Here is an 18497-nt window from a genome sequence, read left to right as displayed (position 1 = left end):
AAAAGAGGCTACCTTAACAGGTAGCCTCTTTTTCTCATTTCACCGCAGCAATTAATTCACAAATTTCCTCTTGCTTTTCTTTTTCTAACAACTCAATCACTTTACTTCCTACAACAACTCCGTCACATACACCAATCATTTCCTTTATTTGCTCAGTTGTCGATATTCCGAACCCCGCAACTACCGGAAGCTGAACATGCGCTTTTACATTCTCTAAGTAGCTATGCAATTCTTGCTTAAAGTCACGTCTAACTCCAGTGACACCCGCTACCGTTACTGCATAGACAAACCCTTGTGACTCACTCGTAATCTTTTCAATTCGTTCAACTGGACTCGTTACTGTTACAAGTGGAATAAGAGCAATATTCGCATCACGAAGAAGCAGTGCAATAATATCTTGTTCTTCATATGGCAAGTCCGGGACAATAATCCCATCCACACCGGCTTCAAGACAGCTTCCAATAAAACGTTCTTTTCCAAAAGCTAAAATAGGATTCAAATATGTCATGAGTACAAATGGAATTTGTACTTCTTGTCTTACTTCCGCTAATGCTTGAAAGATTCCTCCGAGCGTTGTTCCATTATCTAATGCACGTTTTCCTGCCCTTTGAATTGTGGGACCATCTGCAACTGGATCAGAAAAAGGAATGCCAATTTCAACAATGCTTGCTCCCGCTTCATCTAAGAAACGAATTTGTTCCTTTAATTTTTCTAAACCACCATCTCCCCCCATTACATACGGGATAAATGCTTTTTTTCCATTTTGAAATGCCGCTGTAATTCTTTCTACTCCCATCATTTACACCTCTTCCATATAACGTTTTATACTTTCCACATCTTTATCACCACGGCCTGATAAACAAATGACAAGTCCTTCATCTTGTTTCATTGTAGGCGCGAGTTTTAGTGCATATGCTACAGCATGTGAGCTTTCTAATGCCGGGATAATCCCTTCTTTTTTCGTCAGTAATTGAAATGCATGTAATGCTTCTTCATCTGTAATTGAGTTGTAAGAGACACGGCCGATATCTTTTAGCAAGCTATGTTCTGGCCCAACACCTGGATAATCGAGCCCTGCTGAAATAGAATGCGCCTCCTGAATTTGTCCTTCTTCATTTTGAAGAAGATACATCATCGAACCGTGCAGGACGCCAACGCTTCCCTTTGTTAATGTTGCTGCATGCTTCTCTGTATGAACCCCTTTCCCTGCTGCTTCGACGCCGTAAAGAGCAACTTCTTCATCATGTACAAATGGATAAAACATGCCCATTGCATTACTTCCGCCGCCAATGCAAGCAACAACTGCTTCTGGTAATTTTCCTTCTAACGCTTCATATTGCTTCTTCGTTTCTTTCCCAATTACACTTTGAAAATCACGTACAATTTGCGGGAATGGATGCGGCCCAAGAACAGATCCCATTACATAGTGCGTATCGTGCACATGTGCAACCCAGTAGCGAAGCGCTTCGTTTACTGCATCTTTTAACGTCCTGCTTCCTGTTGTAACGCTTTCCACTTTCGCTCCTAATAGTTCCATTCGGAAGACATTTAACTTTTGACGTTTTACATCCTCTTCTCCCATAAAAATGACGCACTCTAAACCGAGTAAGGCGCATACCGTCGCTGTTGCAACTCCGTGCTGTCCAGCTCCTGTTTCAGCTACAACCTTTTTCTTACCCATTCGTACTGCAAGAAGCGCCTGCCCAATTGTATTGTTAATTTTATGAGCTCCTGTATGATTTAAATCTTCACGCTTTAAATAAATTTTGGCGCCTCCGCAATACTTTGTCAGATTTTCAGCAAAATAAAGCGGTGTCTCCCTTCCAACATACGTTTGTAAATAATGCTCTAATTCTTGCTGAAACGCTTCATCTTGCATCGCTTCTTTATATGCTTCTTCTAATTCTAAAACAGACTGCATTAATGTTTCTGGAACGTAACGTCCTCCGTATATACCGTAGTGACCTTTTTCATCTGGATATGCATATTTCATATGGAACACTCCTTCGCTTTTATAATAAATTGTTTTATTTTCTCGCTATCTTTCTTGCCATCTGTTTCTACGCCACTACTGACATCCACCATATATGGCTTCACTGTTTCAATCGCTTCTGTAATATTTCCATGATGTAATCCACCAGCTAAAATGCTCTTTTTACGAATTTCATCTGACATCTGCTCTAGTAACGGCCATGAAAATGTTTTGCCATTTCCACCATGAAACTTTTCTTTCGGGCTATCAAATAAGATAAAATCAACTTCATAGTCTGTTGCCTGTTTTATATCTTCACTCGAATTTACACCAAGCGCTTTTATAGATGGAATATTCAATCTTTTTATATGATGATTCCCTTCATCTCCATGCAATTGTACATGTGTTAAGCCACAATTATTTACGATTTTCTGGATGACTTCTACCGATTCATTTACAAAAACGCCCACTTTCATTACGCCAGCTGGGAGCTCATCAATAATTTCTTTTGCCTTTTCAGGCGCAATTTCCCTTTTGCTTTTCGCGAACACAAATCCAATGGCATCTGCGCCATATTCACAGGCTCTTTTTGCTGTTTCTATATCGGTAATGCCGCAAATCTTTACTTTCATATCGTCACCTTCAGCGATTGAAAAAAGTCTTGTACGGAAGGTGCAGTCATCAGCGCTTCCCCAACAAGAATTCCTTTTGCACCAGCTTGCTTGACACGCATGATATCTTCTTTCGTATGGATTCCACTTTCACTAATCCAAAGCATATTCTTTTCATTTAATCGCTTCCCAAGCTTTTCTGTTGTACTTAAATCCACTTCAAATGTTTTTAAATTCCTATTGTTTATTCCAATCACATGAGGGTTTAGTTCTAGTGCTACCTCTAATTCTGCTTCATTGTGAACTTCTACAATTGCCTCTAATCCGATTTCTTGTACGTATTCATATAACTCTTGTAACTTTTGCTTCGATAATGCCGCAACGATCAGTAAAATGAGATCAGCTCCCGCTTCATACGCACGGTCAATTTGAATGGTATCGATAATAAAATCTTTACATAATAGCGGAATATTACTATGTCTTCTCGCCGTTTCTAAATCGTGAATAGATCCTTTGAAAAATTGTTCATCCGTTAAAACCGAAACAGCTCCTGCACCACATTCTTCATACATTTTTACTTGTTTCGATACGTCTACATGTAAATTTATATCACCTTTAGATGGAGATGCTCGCTTCACTTCAGCAATGACTGTGAAGTTTTTCAATGCTTCTACAAGAGAGTATGACTTACGCTTTTGCTTCACCAGCGTATATGTTTCGTGCAGCACTTCTACTTCTTTTTTCTTCTGCTCGACAATCTTGTCTAAAATTGTTTCCATTTAGTTCACCTTCTCCAATCTGTTATGACTTGCGTGAATTAATGCATTCAATTTCGCTAACGCCTTTCCAGAATCAATGCTATGAGCAGCTAAGCGAATTCCTTCTTCAATCGTCTCTGTTTTTCCGTTTGCAAAAAGAGCAAGACCTGCGTTTAATAGCACCGTATCACGGTATACACTCTTTTCCCCTTGCAATACTTGCAGTGTAATATTGGCATTTTCTTTTGCATTCCCGCCCCTTATCTCTTCATTTCTTACTCGTGAAAATCCATACTTTTCTGGAACAATAGTTACTTCTATAATCTCGTTATCCTTTAAAATTACAACATGATTTTCTCCCTGCAGAGATGCTTCATCTAAAAATCCACTTCCATTTACAACAAGCGCTTGTTTTCTACCAAGCTTTTGCAATACTTCTGCTACTGGCAATAACATATCTCGTTTGTATATGCCAACAAACTGTGTTTCTAAATCAATCGGATTGGTAAGCGGACCAATGAGATTAAAGATGGTCGGTACATTTAGCTCTTTTCTTATTTTCATAATGCGTCTTAATGCCGGATGCATAGCCGGTGCAAATAGAAAAGCAATGCCGACTTTTTCTAATAAATAATCAATTTCTCTCGGTGTACATGCAATATTTACGCCAAGCTCTTCTAATAGATCTGCACTTCCTGTTTTACTAGAAACAGCGCGATTTCCATGTTTCGCCACCTTCACGCCAACCCCGGCAAGTACGAAAGCAGATGTTGTACTAATGTTAAATGTTTGTGCACCGTCTCCGCCCGTTCCGCAATTATCCATGGCTCCTTTTATATGACTTGCAAATGGTAATGCCTTTTCCCGAAGAGCACGAACAAGGCCGTATATTTCACCTGAAGTTTCTCCCTTTGCTTTTAATAATGCTAAAAAGGCAGCAATTTCGCTTTCTAATGTATTCTCATTTAAGAGCGCAAGCCCCGCTTCATACATTTCCTGTTCTGTTAAGTTCTGTCCATCTACTAATTTCCGAAGATAACTGTTCATACTCGCTCCCCCTCTTTCACATTGGATAAAAATGCACGTATTAATTTCCCGCCCTCTTCCGTCGCAATTGACTCTGGGTGAAACTGAAGTCCAAAGAGTGGATAATAGTTATGGCGAACTGCCATGATTTCCCCATCATCCATCGCTGTTGCTAATACATCAAAACACTTTGGAATCGTGTGCTTTTCCGCTACGAGTGAATGATAGCGCATCGCAGTTAACGGCTGTGTGACATATGAAAATATCGATGTGCCATTATGTTTTACACGTGATGTTTTCCCATGTTTTATATGCTCCGCCCTTACAATTTCACCGCCAAATGCAGAAACAATTGCTTGGTGCCCTAGGCAAATACCAAGAATCGGAATTTGTTTATAAAAATGCCTGATCACCTGGGTGCAGATCCCTGCATCCTCTGGTTTTCCCGGTCCTGGCGAGAGAATAATTGCGTTTGGTTTCATTTCTTCCAGTTCTTGAATCGTCACTTTATCATTTCGCAGTACAATAATCTCTTCCTCATATTGCCCTAATAATTGATACAAGTTATAAGTGAATGAGTCATAGTTATCGATGAGTACAATCATTTCATTACCTCCAAAAGAGCTTTCGCTTTATTTAACGTCTCCTCATATTCAGAGGTTGGGTTGGAATCATAGACAATACCTGCTCCCGCCTGCACATATGCTTTTTGATCCTTTACAACCATTGTGCGAATCGCAAGCGCCATATCAAGGTTTCCGGAAAAAGCTATATATCCTACCGCTCCGGCATACACATTTCTTTTTTCAGTTTCTAATCCATTTATAATCTCCATCGCCCTAATTTTCGGTGCTCCAGATACAGTACCAGCCGGCAAACAGTAGGCTAATGCGTCAAAACAATCCATCTGTTTTCGCAATGTTCCGGAAACTTCAGATACAATATGCATGACATGTGAGTACTTCTCTACTTTCATATACTTATCGAGCCCAACAGAGCCGACTTCGCTCACCCGCCCGATATCATTTCGCCCTAAATCTACAAGCATCATATGTTCTGCACGCTCTTTTTCATTTGCTAAGAGCTCTTTCGCGATCTCTTCATCCTCCGCTTTTGTTTTTCCGCGTGGTCTTGTTCCTGCAATCGGATTTGTCATCACCTTATCATCTCGTACTGAAAGTAAGCTTTCCGGTGAAGAACCAAGTACAACATAATCCTGGAAATCAATATAAAACATATACGGTGATGGATTTGCAATGCGAAGTTTGCGATATAGTGCAAATGAATCGCCTATAAATTCACTTTGCAAACGCTGAGATAACACCACTTGAAAAATATCACCAGCTCGAATGTATTCTTTTGCCTTCTCTACCATTTCGCAAAATTTTTCTTCTGTTATAGAAGAAGTAAAGGCTAGGGAAGGCGGCATTTCTGACACTTGTTCCTTCGCTCCTTTTAAAATACCTCGTTTATATACCTGCAGTCTCTCATACACTTCTTCAAAAGAGTCTGTATCATCTTCTCTGTATACATATACAAACGATAATTTTTGACGTAAATGATCGTATACAATAAACTCCCGGTACAATAATACATGAACTTCTGGAATATCTACCGGGTCAAACAGTTCTTCTCCAATATCTTCATATTGCCGAATCACATCATAACCAATATATCCAACTGCCCCTCCGCAAAATGGAAATGGACTTTCTATCCCTGATGGCGCAAGAGCCTTTTTCAATACTTGTAATACATTTTCTTCTATTTGCTCAAATCTACCATTTATCGTAATTTCTACCTTCGCACCGCTACTTTTGATTTCTCCATATGGATCACATCCTAAATAGGAATAACGACCTTTATCTTGATGAAGCTGCGAGCTTTCGAGTAAAAATTTTTTCTCACCTTTCATCTGGCGATATAAAGCAATCGGCGTTACGCTATCTCCTTCTTCTTCATCAATTACAAGAAATGTTTTCCCTTGTTTCTTTTGTATCATAAATTGTTCTGTCGTTATCATGACTTTCACCTCACTCTGAAAAATAAAAAAGTCCCCTACATATCGAAATATGTAGAGGACGATAAATTTACCGTGGTACCACCTCATGTTGGATGCAGAAGCATCCCGCTTTATTCAGGTACAAATATATACCTTATCCTTGTAACGGCGGAACCCGGGTTGCCTACTTATATCTGTTCAGCATACCTCTCGTAAGCCCATTCCGCATATGGCACCGCACCGGGCTCCCACCTATCCCCGGCTCTCTGGAACGTCTCCAATATACGTACTCTTCTTACTTAAACGATTTTACTTATTCATTTTTATATGGGATGTTCAAAAAGTCCGTTAAAGATAACTATCGCATTTCTTTATCCTCCTCTTTGAACAAACATTTATACACAAAAAGGGAGTACTCATCCTATAGAAAGGACGGGTACTCCCGTGGTGCCACCTTAATTCGTTACAAATGTAACGCACTTTGCCGTATCAAAAGTTAATACGTGTCTCTTGTATCGATGAGATCCTGTCGCCAAAGCCTACTTCTTTCGGTTCGGTTTGGAAGCTCCGAAGGCCATTCCATATTAATTCCATACTGATTCGCACCAACCATCAGCTCTCTGACATGTTCATAATATGTACTCTTCTTCATCAACGCTTGCATTTTTTTAAGTTGAACTCATTATATTCCTTTCCTTTTTCATAAGTCAATAATTTTTTTAAAATTTTTATTTATTTCTCCATTCAATATTATATTGACAAAACAACCTGTTTCTATGTAAATATAATAAATACTCTATTAATATTAAGGTTTTTTGTCAGAAAATTATATATTCTAAAAATAAAACGATGTCAAAAAACGCTTACATTTCAGAAAATTCATATTTGTATATGGATTTTCTGAAATAATCATGATAGATTATAAACATGCAAAGTTCATCAAAAGACATTACAAAAGGAAGGGGAACTACATGAGTACGCAGATGTTAATTTTAATTTCTATCTCTATTTACATGCTCGGGATGCTAGTTATTGGCTATTTTGCCTATAAACAAACATCCAACTTAACAGATTATATGCTTGGCGGGCGTACACTAGGCCCCGCAGTAACAGCATTAAGTGCTGGAGCAGCCGATATGAGCGGCTGGCTGTTAATGGGATTACCCGGTGCAATGTTTAGCGTTGGATTAAGTAGTAGCTGGATTGCGATTGGCCTAACACTTGGCGCCTACGCAAACTGGATCTATGTCGCTCCTCGCTTACGTACCTACTCAGAAATAGCAAACAACTCTATTACTATTCCAGAATTTTTAGAGCATCGTTTCCATGATGCATCTCATATGCTACGTCTTGTTTCTGGACTTGTTATTATGATCTTTTTCACATTTTATGTAGCTTCAGGATTCGTCTCAGGTGCTGTATTATTCGAAAATTCATTTGGCTTAAATTATCATGTTGGATTACTTATTGTTGGAGGCGTTGTTGTAGCTTACACATTATTCGGCGGCTTCTTAGCTGTAAGTTGGACAGACTTCGTTCAAGGTATCATTATGGTGGTTGCTCTTGTACTTGTTCCAGTCGTAACAATTATGCATGTAAACGGCCTTGGACCAGCATTTGATACAATTAAATCTATTGACCCAGCGCTATTAGATATTTTTAAAGGAACATCCGTATTAGGTATTATTTCATTATTCGCCTGGGGTCTTGGTTATGCTGGACAACCTCATATTATCGTGCGCTTTATGGCTATTTCATCTGTAAAAGAAATTAAAAGTGCACGCCGAATTGGTATGGGCTGGATGATTTTCTCTGTAGCAGGAGCTATGTTTACTGGCCTTATCGGTATCGCTTACTATTCAAAAGCGGGATTAAAGCTCTCTGACCCAGAAACAATTTTCGTTGAACTAGGTAACATTTTATTCCATCCATTAATTACTGGATTTTTATTAGCAGCTATTTTAGCGGCTATTATGAGTACAATCTCTTCTCAGCTTCTTGTTACATCAAGTGCAGTAACGGAAGACATATATAGAACATTCTTTAAACGTTCTGCATCTGATCGCGAGCTTGTATTTGTTGGTCGTATGGCCGTTCTTGTTATTGCACTTATTGGTTGTGGATTAGCATTTAAACAAAATGACACAATCCTATCGCTTGTTGGCTACGCTTGGGCTGGCTTTGGTTCTTCATTTGGTCCTGTTGTTTTACTAAGTTTATACTGGAAACGTATGACAAAATGGGGTGCGCTAGCTGGGATGATTGCTGGAGCTGCAACAGTTATTACGTGGACACAATTTAAGTTTTTAAAAGATTTCCTATATGAAATGATTCCAGGTTTCACAGCAAGTTTACTAGCAATTGTTATCGTTAGTTTACTAACAAAATCTTCAAAAGAAGTTGAAAAGCAGTTCGAGGAATTCGAAAAAACTGCATAATATTTTTAGAATAGAGAACCTCCGCTTTTATGATAAAAGCGGAGGTTCCTTTCTTTTATTCATTGTTCGACAATTTCCTCCTTGAAATTAACAATTTCTTTATATTTCGTTAAATTTACCATAACACTACTTCGTTATAGTATTAGTACCAACACTTATACAGAAAGGAGATTTCAGAATGATGGCATCACTACAACACCAAAACTCAAAAAAACTATCACTTATTACAAATGCTTCTTGTCCAAACATACAGTCAAAACCTCAAATTTCACTCGCTCCTTCTGTTGTATCTGTAATTGGTGTGCATATACAAAAAAATAAACTAAAAATAAAAGTAGGACAAAGCGCTGAATTATCTGCTTCTGTTCTCCCGATTCAAGCAACAAACCAAGAGCTTATATGGAAAAATATGAACCATGACGTCATAACAGTTATCACAGAGAAGGACAAAGTAATTATAACGGGAAAGAACCCTGGACGGGCCGTCATTATCGTAACAACTGCTGAAGGGAAATTTCGAGATTTATGTGTCGTTCAAGTTCAGCCATTTATGACAAATCCGAAGTAAAATTCCTTGCTTTGTTTAGCTCATGTAATTCTTTTTATAAAGATAAAAATAAGAGTGGCCCTTGAGACCACTCTTATCATTCATTTATTAAGTTATTTGCTACTTCAATTTGTGGATGAATGCTTTTTATAAGAGAAACAAATTGCTGCGCTTCACGCGGAGAAACAAATTGCTGCGCTTCACGCGGAGAAACAAGTTCTGTTTCAAATTGAGAACCGTAAAGGATTTCAAGTCTATCAAAAGACAGTGCAGGAGCTGCTAGTGGATTTTTTGTTGTTGTAATCTTTCTTATATCTTTGATTGAAATTCTTTTTTTCATCGGGCCATATCGAATGATGATTTGTTCCTTTTCTACCTTATACCCTGTTGTAAACCAGCTCCAAATGAGAAGAATTGCAAAAGGAACCGTGAAGAATAGAAGAAAATAATCTCTACCTGCAAGAAAAGGAGCAAAACAAGCAGCTACCCCCGCCAAATAAATTGGATATAACCATGCATCTTTTTTAGATGGAAAGTACATATAAAACCACCCCTACACCCACTATATACCAATTTCTATTAAAAGACTTACAAACTATATAAAATTATTTAATTTTAAAAACTAAAACACGTATAACCCCGTTCTGATTTTAAGAAGGGGTTTTTAAATTTAAGTGTTATTGCACAATTGTGCCCTATTCTGGAATGGTCCTTTACTAACATTACCTCGTGAAGCCCTTTTCACTTTTCTTGTGCTTTTTGTCTCCAGAATAGTAGTTTAATACCGAACAGTTGGGGTAAGCATAACATAAATCGAGACAGCTGCCACTGCACAGATAATTGCTACGCCCCACAGTGCAATTCACCAAGCCTCGGTGAACTGTGAATGCCGTCGGGACGAGGGTCACGCTTTTCTGGTCGAACCCAGAACCTCTAAATAGTGCTGATTGTACATAATGCCTAAGATGTTCCCAAAGGGATCGACCACGGAAGCAGTAATGAACCCCTCGCCGCGCTCTGTGGGTGCCTCGTACTCTTTCGCTCCCATAGACAGCAGCTTTTTGAAAGTTACTGTTACATCGTCGACGTGCCAGTACACTACAGCACCGGCCGGGCCGGTCGCTGAACCATCGGGCGCGTAGCGGCTATCTATCAGGCCCAGCTCGTGCTGGTAGTCGCCAAGGCGAAACTCGGCATATCCTGGACGTTCGAAGTATGGTTCGATGCCCAATAGCTCGGCGTACCACTTCTTTGCCGCTGCCAGATCATCCGTCCAAAAACTGACTGTGGTTAGTCCTCGTAATGTTTGTGTGTCGCTCATAATCGATTTCCTCCTTAATGTTGAGTAGTACGTCCCGATGCTAAACTAAATAACATCTTCTGAATTAACTTCAATTTACTTACGAATAATCCTTTCTCTTATTCAAGAAAATGGCCCTTTAATGGAATACTATGACTGACGTTTGTGAACATCTTTATTGTAAATGTAACGATTTTATTGTTACTCAACAAAAAGGAGATCTTCACTCGTGTTCTCTCTTTGATTCCACTTGGCATGGGGCTAAAAAAAGGAACTGATCGCTTCTATACACGGCCGAATCCTCTCTCCCACCCACAAAGAAAGGTTTTTATATCAATTTTTCAATTTATATAGAAAAAAGCTGTTAGGATTGCCCCTAACAGCCTACTAATTATCTATAAATACGCTACAGCTCTTGCGTAAATGCTGCACTTTGTACTGTTTCTTTCTGCACCCGTTTTTGCTGTTGCAGCAAGAAAATAAACACACCACATAATACGAGAACGCTACCGATAATTTGCATACTATTCAGCTTCTCACCTAATAAGAAAAAGGCAAGTATTGACGCCCCAACAGGTTCTCCTAAAATACTCATTGAAATTGTCGTCGCATTCACATAATTTAATAGCCAATTATTAATCATATGTGAGGCTGTTGGTACAATCGCAAGCAAAATGAAAATCCACCAGTCCCATGTAGAATATCCTGTAAACGGCACACTCATTACTACGTTATAAATAGCGATAAATATCCCCGCAAATGCAAACACAGTAAAACTATAAATCCAGTGTGAAACTTTTTTTACTGTTGTTTGCCCAATGAATAAATAACCAACAACTGCAATTACACTTAAAAAGGATAAAATATCTCCAATTATCGCTTCTCTGCTTAACCCTAAATCTCCCCATCCAATGCACATCACACCAAGAATCGCAATTCCCATTGTTACAACTGCCGAATATGTCGTCCTTTCTTTAAACAGAAAAAAACCGCCAACTAGCGATACAATGGGCTGGAGCGCTAAAATAATAGTTGAGCTTGCTACAGTTGTAAATTTTAAAGATGCAAACCATAACAGAAAATGAATTGCTAAAAAGAATCCTGATCCTATCAAAAACAACCAATCTCGCCTTTGAATTCTGCCAAACTCTTCACGTTTCTTCCAAACGATTGGAAGCATAAAGAGTACAATGATCCATAATCGATACATGCTTAAAATTGAAGATGGTGCTGAAGACATCTTTACGAAAACAGCTGCAAATGAAATGGCTATAATAGAAACTGCTAACGGTAATGCAATTGATTTTTCTTGTTTCAAATTGATTTCACCCCTCTCCCCTGTAAAAATCCCACTTCATTATAGCTTTTTTCTTTTATCATATAAATACTAATTTTTTAGATTCTTCACACCATTATGGTAAAATATAAAATGAGAAGCATAGCAGTGAATGTGACCTTTCATTTTCACTATTCGCGCTGCCCTCACGGAGCAAAACACAGTATATTTTTATTTAGGGGGATTTACATGAATCAAGCAACAGGGAGAATCGAAGAACTTTCATTTTACAGTACATCGCTTCAAGAAGAGATGACACTTCTCGTCTATTTACCAGCTAATTATACGCCGCTGCACAAGCACACCGTTGTCATTGCGCAGGATGGAAGAGATTATTTTCAGCTTGGTAAAGCGCACCGCGTAATTGAACGTCTTCGTGAAAATGAAGAAATTGACCGAACAATTATTGTCGGTATTCCATATAAAAATGTACACGATCGGAAAGAAAAATACTTTCCAAACGATGTAAAAAATAGCGCATATATTCGTTTCCTGGCTCACGAACTCGTGCCATATATTGATGAAAATTATCCAACATACCAAATGGGAAAAGGTCGTGTATTAATCGGTGATTCCCTTGGGGGTACAGTGTCCTTTATGACAGCACTGATGTATCCGCATACATTCGGTAAAGTCGTTATGCAGTCCCCGTTTGTCGATGAAACAGTGCTTAAGTTAGCGAAGGATTTCACAGAAACACAAGCATTGGACATTTATCATGTCATTGGGACAGAGGAAACCGCTGTGAAAAGAACAGATGGACAAGTTTCTGATTTTGTAGAACCAAACCGTCAATTGCACGCGCTACTAACAGAAAAAAACTTTACAACACACTATGAAGAATTTGAAGGCAATCATACGTGGAAATATTGGCAAACAGATTTACCAAAAGCATTTTCTCATATTCTATCAATGAAATAATAGGAAGCAGTGTTCAGAATTATTTGATATAATAGAAAAAGAGATTTGTTTTCTCAAAATCTAACTAGACTTACAAAGGGAGGAATTAAAAGATGAAACTAGGCATTGTAATTTTTCCATCAAAAATGATTCAAGATAAAGCAAACGGATTGCGTAAGCGTTATGATCCGCATTATGCATTGGTTCCACCACATATCACATTAAAAACACCCTTTGAGGCACCAGATGAACAATTAGAAGCGATTGTTGGGGAACTGCATACAATCGCAAACAAAACAAATCCGTTTACCCTTCATGTTGGAAAGGTAAGCTCATTTGCACCTGTTAATAATGTTATTTATTTCAAAGTAGAAAAAACACCTGAACTTACATTCTTAAACGAAGAAATGCATAAAGGATTCTTCACACAAGAACGCGAATACGCTTTTGTACCACACTTAACAATTGGACAAAATTTATCAGATGCAGAGCATGCTGATGTATTAGGTCGCTTACGTATGAAAGACTTTTATTATGAGCAACCAATCGACCGTTTCCACCTTCTATACCAATTAGAAAACGAAACATGGACAGTACATGAAACATTCCATCTTGGAAAGGAGAACAAATAATTTGCAAGCACAAATCGTACAAACAGATGAACAACTAAGAGATGCATTCTCTGTACGTAAACAAGTCTTTGTTGAAGAGCAACATGTGTCTGCGGAAGAAGAATACGATCAATTTGAAGAAATCGCCAAACACATTGTTATCTATGATGAGGATATTCCAGTCGGAGCAGGTCGCTTTCGTATTGCCCAAGGCATCGGAAAAATGGAACGTATATGCGTTCTCCCTTCCCATCGCAAAAAAGGAATCGGAAAAATCATTATGGATGCGCTTGAGGCATATGCCAAGGAAGAGTCTCTATCCAAATTGAAACTTCATGCGCAAACACACGCGGAAGCCTTTTATAAGAATCTCGGATATCAAACTGTTTCTGATGTATTTATGGAAGCTGATATTCCACATGTTGTGATGATAAAAGAAATATGATTTTCTAAACAGGAGGTAACCCCCTCCTGTTTTTTACATTGCTATTTTCTTTTTCTTCCGCTAAAGTTAAAAGTTGATGCTATAGTTTTGAAGGTGAATGTATGACTCAAGAAAAATTTTCGCAAAAAACATTAACGCACGCTAGCGTTCCGCAGGCAACCTATCATATTCCGAAAACCTCTGTCAATTTAATTGTAGAGAAGGATAATGATGCAGCTTATTTTCGTGCTCTGGAACAGCAAGGTGTTTATTTAAATGAAAAACAATTAGAAGCAGTCAGAACAACAGAAGGTCCCGTTCTTACATTGGCCGGGGCAGGAAGCGGGAAAACATCTGTTTTAACAACTCGCGTTGGCTATTTAATTAATGTGAAAAATGTTCATCCACGCAACATTTTACTGCTTACGTTTACGCAAAAAGCTGCTGAAGAAATTCGAAGCCGCGTAGCAAGCTTACCTGGTATGAATCATGCCGCAAGTCGCTACGTTGTCGCAGGCACATTCCATTCCGTCTTTTTAAAATTGCTTCGTAGCCAAGGATATAACCAGCAAATTTTAGCAAATGAAAAACATAAACAAATTATGATAAAGAAAATCTTGAAAGAATTGCGCTTAAAAGACGATTATGATGCAGAAACTATGCTCGCAATGATTTCACTCGAAAAAAACAAATTAAATCGTCCAAAAGATGTACAAGCAAAAACGCCTGTTGAACAAGAATTTCGTGAAGTGTATGAACGTTATGAAGATGTAAAACAAAGATATGGATATATAGACTTTGATGATATCTTACTAGAAACATTCTATATGCTTGAAAATAATGCACCTTTATTAACGCAGTTACAAAAGAGATTCCATTACATCGAAGTGGATGAATTTCAAGATACGTCTTATGCACAATATGAGATTGTAAAACTATTAGCCACACCGCGAAATAATTTATTTATCGCAGGTGACGATGATCAGGCCATCTATGGCTGGCGCGGTGCAAGCCATCAAATTATTTTATCATTTCCAAAAGAATTTGAAGATACAACGATTATTGCTTTGAATACAAATTACCGTTCGAATCCATTTATCGTTGGACTTGGAAACGAAGTCATTAAACTGAATCAAGAACGTTTTAAAAAAGAATTATATTCCGTTCATGAAGAAGGCATACAACCCTTTTATGCGCGTCCTGCAACTACTCTTGATGAAGCGAATCAAATTTTACAACTCATTCAAGATAAAGTAGCAAGCGGTGAACGATCGTATAAAGACTTTTGCTTATTGTATCGGACACATTCTGTAAGCCGTTCTTTACTCGATCAACTTACAATTCATAAAGTTCCATTCATTAAACACGGCGCAAGCCAATCATTCTATGAACATTCTTTAATTAAACCAGTATTAGATCATCTGCGCCTAGCATATGAACCGTTTCGAATCGAATCGCTCTCAAGCATATTGCCAACGATGTATATTGGTCGTGATGAATGCATTTCATTTATTGAACGTGAACAGTGGAAATACGGCGAAGGAAGATTCCCTTCTCTCCTCCATTTTCTATTGCTTAATCCGAGTTTAAAACCATTTCAAGTCAAAAAAATAAACGACCGAATTGACTTCATTAAATTTATTAAAGAATTAGAACCAAAAAAAGCACTAAAAGAAATTATTAAAGGTAAAGGTAAATACTTAGAGTACTTACAAAGTAATGATCGTTCTTCCTTTACAATGCATAAAGACATACAAGAAGAAATGCTCGAAGAACTGATGGAATCAGCAAATCGTTTTACTGATATTCTTGCTTATTTAGAATTTGTCAGTACGGCGATTCAAAGCCAAAAAGAAATGGAAGCATTGAAAACAATGCACGAAAAAGATGCTGTATCCCTTATGTCCATTCACAATGCAAAAGGCCTGGAATTTCCATGTGTCTTTTTACTTGGAGCAAGCGATGGCATACTGCCTCATTCTTCTTCTTTAAAAGACGCAAATGACCGCGTGACGGACACTTCTGAAGCGTTAGAAGAAGAAAGAAGGTTAATGTACGTTGCGATCACTCGTGCAAAAGAAGAGCTTTATATTTCCTCACCGCAATTTTTCAGAGGAAAAAAATTAGATATATCTCGTTTTTTATATATTGCGCGAAAAGATTTACCGAAGAAGTTAGCACCTTAACATGTGGTGCTGGCTTTTTTTCATATATTCCTCAAATAATATCCTTCCCTAACCTACTCACATTCTAATAATGTAAATTGAGGATAGGGAGTTTGACCAACATGAACTCCAATCGTAACATACACACATTTGGAGATATGGAATCCAATTATAATTTGCTAAAAAACCCGAAACTACACAATAGCTTCGTTATATTTGTGTAGTTCCATAAATATATTTCCTAATCGGGGACAAATTTTTCATCTAGGAATATCATATTGAAACGGCTTTACACATAATCCAATATCCCCCTCTAACTTTCCACCTTTTTATCACCTGAAATTTGCATACAAAACCAAAAACACTCACGATAACATGAGTGTTTACTTAACCTTGATTTTGTTGATTTGGCAAAATTTGTTTCTTCCCGCTACAATTACAGTTTTTCTTTTTGACATATCCTTGTTGTTCTAGTAGCTGATGCTGATGCAATTGTTGTTGTGCCTGTTGATTCTTCATATGTTGCTGCATTTGATGCCAATATTGAATGTTATGATATGGATCCGGTTGCTGATAATTTGTCATCGCAAACATCTCCTCTATTTTTTTACGCTCGATTTACTATATGAACAATCCCTCTGTTTCGTTCCCTCATTTCTTATTCTTCCACCAATCGACTAACAATCGTCTCAATAATTGCCGCAACTCCTGCAACTGCTAATAATAATATAATTGGCTCCATTACTTTTGGAATCCAATTATGACATAACAATAAAAATGCGCTCGCCCATATCCCTGTACACCAATAACAACTTAACAATTCCCCTATCCATTTTCTCAATCCCGTTCCTTTTATTTTCATATAAGTGGCAATACTTCCATCAGGTTCGGTAATTTGTACCTCTTCAATAAAAGGCGCCCGTAAAAATGATGTGATTTTATCATAGACAATAAGCCGCGTTAACCGGAAAGCCGCACATGCAAAAATAAAGAACATAAGCCAACTTGTAAATAACATTTCCCTCTCCTGCCTTTTCATTATTTCTACCCATATAAAAAAAACTCTGTAAGATGAGTAACCGATTCACCCTTGCTTCAATATTCTATTAATGTAAATCAAAACTCAATGATAAGGAGTGTATAGAATGAGTTGCAATGATGACAAAAAGCACTGTTCCGATGTCAATTGTGTATGTGACGTCGTGAATTTTATCAACGAACTACAAGACGTACAACTTGATAGTTGCCCGACTGGTTGCGAAAATCCGATTCTAGGTGCAAACTGTGGTGGTACTTCCCCAATCGCTAATACCCGCCCTTTCGCAGTATTTGATAAAAAAGGGGGCATTTTCTTACCAGCAGGCTGCTTTAACGTTATTAATACAGCATCTGTAACAGCTGATGCTTTTGAATTGCCAATCCCTGTTCCATCCCCATTTTTACGCGTTGAAAGTGTAGATGGCGATTGTTGTGCGGTTCTTAGAGTATTAATACCAGATGTATCTAATCTTAGCGCTGGTGCCTTAGATGATCTTATTAGAGAATTATCACTATTCTTACCAACTGCAGGGCTTCCATCAACACAGGCTGATTTCCAAGCAATCGCAAGAGCTTTAATTTGCAAATATCAAAACGGTATTACTTTCAGAGATACTGGAGGAGGTTCAGGAGTTGTTCCTAGACTTACAACAGAATTCTTTGGTTTAGCATCTACTAACTTCTGTATTACAGTGGATTTACGATGCTTCTGTGCAATTCAATGTTTACGTGACACTTTCGTTGGAAGAGTGTAATTTTATTGTAAAACCCAAAAACTATGAGGTGACAGAGTATCTGTCACCTTTCTATATTTGTTCCTATAAACCCATCATTTTAATGTGAACGATATCTTCGAATTTAACTTTAATTTCTTTTGTTTTCTCCATCATTTTGATTGCTACATACCCTTCTTCATAAGAAAGTACGTACCCAGTTAAATTTTCTTTTACTGTTTTAATTTGACATCTTACTTTCGGAATATACTTAGGTTTGTGTATTAAAAAATAGAGTTTTTCTTCATTATTCATCTCTTTGAAGGACTTTCTCTTCTGCACTCCTTTAGATAAACCTACTTCCTCATTTTTCTTCTCGGTTACTATTGGATTAGAAAATAATTTATTCTCTTTTGCAGCCATTCCTCTTGTTTCTGTTTGCTCATCTTTAAGTTGTTCACCATCAGTTTGCTGCTCTTTTGTAAATTCCACCTGTTCCTTTACTTCTTCAATGATTCCAGCTTCCGCTATTACATTCGCTTCCTTTACTTCTTCAATGACTTCAGCTTCCGTTATTACATCCGCTTCCTTTACTTCTTCAATGACTTCAGCTTCCGTTATTACATCCGCTTCCTTTACTTCTTCAATGACTTCAGCTT

Annotated in this window: 20 protein-coding genes and 2 other annotated features; of the genes, 7 read left to right on the top strand and 13 right to left on the bottom strand. The window is 37.9% G+C overall.

Features of this window, described 5'->3' with window-relative positions; all coding sequences use genetic code 11:
* Window positions 1-34: 34 nt before the first annotated feature.
* Genes trpA through trpE form a run of 7 tightly spaced genes read right to left on the bottom strand, consistent with a single transcriptional unit; the run spans window position 35 to window position 6387 of the window.
* Window positions 35-796 carry a tryptophan synthase subunit alpha gene (trpA, locus tag J4P91_RS00535; RefSeq protein ID WP_026049265.1) on the bottom strand — a complete coding sequence of 254 codons (762 nt, stop codon included), beginning with the start codon at window positions 794-796 and terminating at the stop codon, window positions 35-37.
* Between the two features lie 3 nt (window positions 797-799).
* On the bottom strand, window positions 800-1993 hold the full coding sequence (trpB, locus tag J4P91_RS00530; protein ID WP_017152774.1) for a tryptophan synthase subunit beta: 1194 nt from the start codon (window positions 1991-1993) through the stop codon (window positions 800-802).
* Window positions 1990-2604 carry a phosphoribosylanthranilate isomerase gene (locus J4P91_RS00525; RefSeq protein WP_207992551.1) on the bottom strand — a complete coding sequence of 205 codons (615 nt, stop codon included), beginning with the start codon at window positions 2602-2604 and terminating at the stop codon, window positions 1990-1992. The genes trpB and J4P91_RS00525 overlap by 4 nt, the downstream gene beginning before the upstream one ends.
* Entirely contained in the window at window positions 2601-3362 is a 762-nt protein-coding gene (trpC, locus tag J4P91_RS00520) for an indole-3-glycerol phosphate synthase TrpC (protein ID WP_207992550.1), read from the bottom strand. The genes J4P91_RS00525 and trpC overlap by 4 nt, the downstream gene beginning before the upstream one ends.
* Window positions 3363-4388: an anthranilate phosphoribosyltransferase gene (trpD, locus tag J4P91_RS00515; RefSeq protein WP_207992549.1), complete on the bottom strand. Its 1026-nt coding sequence runs from the start codon at window positions 4386-4388 to the stop codon at window positions 3363-3365.
* A complete protein-coding gene (locus J4P91_RS00510; RefSeq protein ID WP_017152778.1) occupies window positions 4385-4972 on the bottom strand; it encodes an anthranilate synthase component II in 588 nt (195 codons plus the stop codon). The genes trpD and J4P91_RS00510 overlap by 4 nt, the downstream gene beginning before the upstream one ends.
* On the bottom strand, window positions 4969-6387 hold the full coding sequence (gene trpE, locus J4P91_RS00505) for an anthranilate synthase component I (RefSeq protein WP_207992548.1): 1419 nt from the start codon (window positions 6385-6387) through the stop codon (window positions 4969-4971). Before trpE ends, J4P91_RS00510 begins: the two co-directional genes overlap by 4 nt.
* 51 nt (window positions 6388-6438) lie before the next feature.
* Window positions 6439-6679, bottom strand: a binding site (T-box leader).
* Window positions 6680-6791: 112 nt separating this feature from the next.
* Window positions 6792-7030: a binding site (T-box leader), on the bottom strand.
* A 307-nt stretch (window positions 7031-7337) separates the two neighbouring features.
* On the opposite strand from trpE, the gene putP reads away from it, so the two are divergent.
* Together putP and J4P91_RS00495 are read left to right on the top strand one after the other, a co-directional pair.
* Entirely contained in the window at window positions 7338-8804 is a 1467-nt protein-coding gene (gene putP / locus J4P91_RS00500) for a sodium/proline symporter PutP (RefSeq protein WP_017152781.1), read from the top strand.
* A gap of 178 nt (window positions 8805-8982) precedes the next feature.
* Window positions 8983-9372 (top strand): Ig-like domain-containing protein, encoded by a 390-nt coding sequence (locus tag J4P91_RS00495; RefSeq protein ID WP_207992547.1) that lies wholly within the window; start codon window positions 8983-8985, stop codon window positions 9370-9372.
* A gap of 76 nt (window positions 9373-9448) precedes the next feature.
* On the opposite strand, the gene J4P91_RS00490 is transcribed toward J4P91_RS00495, so the two are convergent.
* The 3 genes from J4P91_RS00490 to J4P91_RS00480 form a co-directional block, all read right to left on the bottom strand.
* Window positions 9449-9892, bottom strand: a complete 444-nt coding sequence (locus J4P91_RS00490) for a PH domain-containing protein (RefSeq protein WP_207992546.1) — start codon at window positions 9890-9892, stop codon at window positions 9449-9451.
* A 363-nt stretch (window positions 9893-10255) separates the two neighbouring features.
* Window positions 10256-10672 (bottom strand): VOC family protein, encoded by a 417-nt coding sequence (locus tag J4P91_RS00485; RefSeq protein ID WP_017152784.1) that lies wholly within the window; start codon window positions 10670-10672, stop codon window positions 10256-10258.
* A 385-nt stretch (window positions 10673-11057) separates the two neighbouring features.
* The gene (locus J4P91_RS00480) at window positions 11058-11969 is read right to left on the bottom strand and encodes a DMT family transporter (RefSeq protein ID WP_207992545.1); all 912 of its coding nucleotides are present in this window, start codon (window positions 11967-11969) and stop codon (window positions 11058-11060) included.
* Between the two features lie 207 nt (window positions 11970-12176).
* On the opposite strand from J4P91_RS00480, the gene J4P91_RS00475 reads away from it, so the two are divergent.
* The 4 genes from J4P91_RS00475 to J4P91_RS00460 all read left to right on the top strand — a co-directional run bounded on the left by J4P91_RS00475 (window position 12177) and on the right by J4P91_RS00460 (window position 16108).
* Complete coding sequence (locus J4P91_RS00475; protein ID WP_207992544.1) at window positions 12177-12908, top strand: alpha/beta hydrolase; 732 nt, start codon at window positions 12177-12179, stop codon at window positions 12906-12908.
* A 92-nt stretch (window positions 12909-13000) separates the two neighbouring features.
* Window positions 13001-13519, top strand: coding sequence for a YjcG family protein (locus J4P91_RS00470; protein ID WP_017152787.1), 519 nt, complete (start codon window positions 13001-13003; stop codon window positions 13517-13519).
* Between the two features lies 1 nt (window position 13520).
* The gene (locus J4P91_RS00465; RefSeq protein ID WP_207992543.1) at window positions 13521-13943 is read left to right on the top strand and encodes a GNAT family N-acetyltransferase; all 423 of its coding nucleotides are present in this window, start codon (window positions 13521-13523) and stop codon (window positions 13941-13943) included.
* A 101-nt stretch (window positions 13944-14044) separates the two neighbouring features.
* Complete coding sequence (locus J4P91_RS00460) at window positions 14045-16108, top strand: ATP-dependent helicase (RefSeq protein ID WP_207992542.1); 2064 nt, start codon at window positions 14045-14047, stop codon at window positions 16106-16108.
* A 366-nt stretch (window positions 16109-16474) separates the two neighbouring features.
* Here J4P91_RS00460 and J4P91_RS00455 read toward each other — a convergent pair whose 3' ends face one another.
* Window positions 16475-16681, bottom strand: a complete 207-nt coding sequence (locus tag J4P91_RS00455; RefSeq protein ID WP_207992541.1) for a cytochrome C oxidase subunit III — start codon at window positions 16679-16681, stop codon at window positions 16475-16477.
* 64 nt (window positions 16682-16745) lie between these two features.
* On the bottom strand, window positions 16746-17105 hold the full coding sequence (locus J4P91_RS00450) for a DUF1360 domain-containing protein (RefSeq protein WP_207992540.1): 360 nt from the start codon (window positions 17103-17105) through the stop codon (window positions 16746-16748).
* A gap of 127 nt (window positions 17106-17232) precedes the next feature.
* On the opposite strand from J4P91_RS00450, the gene J4P91_RS00445 reads away from it, so the two are divergent.
* The gene (locus J4P91_RS00445; protein ID WP_207992539.1) at window positions 17233-17880 is read left to right on the top strand and encodes a CotY/CotZ family spore coat protein; all 648 of its coding nucleotides are present in this window, start codon (window positions 17233-17235) and stop codon (window positions 17878-17880) included.
* A gap of 63 nt (window positions 17881-17943) precedes the next feature.
* Here J4P91_RS00445 and J4P91_RS00440 read toward each other — a convergent pair.
* A partial coding sequence (locus J4P91_RS00440) for a CotO family spore coat protein (RefSeq protein ID WP_207992538.1) occupies window positions 17944-18497 on the bottom strand: 554 nt, incomplete at its 5' end.

The organism is Bacillus sp. XF8, from assembly GCF_017498755.1.
GTDB classification, from domain to species: Bacteria; Bacillota; Bacilli; order Bacillales; family Bacillaceae_G; genus Bacillus_A; species Bacillus_A bingmayongensis.
This window is presented reverse-complemented; position numbering and strand designations above follow the sequence as displayed.

Coding starts and splice junctions, on each gene's coding strand:
- J4P91_RS00525 (WP_207992551.1), bottom strand. CDS start 2,604: ATGAAAGTAAAGATTTGCGGCATTACCGATATAGAAACAGCAAAAAGA.
- trpD (WP_207992549.1), bottom strand. CDS start 4,388: ATGAACAGTTATCTTCGGAAATTAGTAGATGGACAGAACTTAACAGAA.
- trpA (WP_026049265.1), bottom strand. CDS start 796: ATGGGAGTAGAAAGAATTACAGCGGCATTTCAAAATGGAAAAAAAGCA.
- J4P91_RS00495 (WP_207992547.1), top strand. CDS start 8,983: ATGATGGCATCACTACAACACCAAAACTCAAAAAAACTATCACTTATT.
- J4P91_RS00485 (WP_017152784.1), bottom strand. CDS start 10,672: ATGAGCGACACACAAACATTACGAGGACTAACCACAGTCAGTTTTTGG.
- J4P91_RS00460 (WP_207992542.1), top strand. CDS start 14,045: ATGACTCAAGAAAAATTTTCGCAAAAAACATTAACGCACGCTAGCGTT.
- J4P91_RS00455 (WP_207992541.1), bottom strand. CDS start 16,681: ATGTTTGCGATGACAAATTATCAGCAACCGGATCCATATCATAACATT.
- J4P91_RS00450 (WP_207992540.1), bottom strand. CDS start 17,105: ATGTTATTTACAAGTTGGCTTATGTTCTTTATTTTTGCATGTGCGGCT.
- trpE (WP_207992548.1), bottom strand. CDS start 6,387: ATGATAACGACAGAACAATTTATGATACAAAAGAAACAAGGGAAAACA.
- J4P91_RS00445 (WP_207992539.1), top strand. CDS start 17,233: ATGAGTTGCAATGATGACAAAAAGCACTGTTCCGATGTCAATTGTGTA.
- trpC (WP_207992550.1), bottom strand. CDS start 3,362: ATGGAAACAATTTTAGACAAGATTGTCGAGCAGAAGAAAAAAGAAGTA.
- J4P91_RS00510 (WP_017152778.1), bottom strand. CDS start 4,972: ATGATTGTACTCATCGATAACTATGACTCATTCACTTATAACTTGTAT.
- J4P91_RS00470 (WP_017152787.1), top strand. CDS start 13,001: ATGAAACTAGGCATTGTAATTTTTCCATCAAAAATGATTCAAGATAAA.
- J4P91_RS00475 (WP_207992544.1), top strand. CDS start 12,177: ATGAATCAAGCAACAGGGAGAATCGAAGAACTTTCATTTTACAGTACA.
- putP (WP_017152781.1), top strand. CDS start 7,338: ATGAGTACGCAGATGTTAATTTTAATTTCTATCTCTATTTACATGCTC.
- J4P91_RS00490 (WP_207992546.1), bottom strand. CDS start 9,892: ATGTACTTTCCATCTAAAAAAGATGCATGGTTATATCCAATTTATTTG.
- trpB (WP_017152774.1), bottom strand. CDS start 1,993: ATGAAATATGCATATCCAGATGAAAAAGGTCACTACGGTATATACGGA.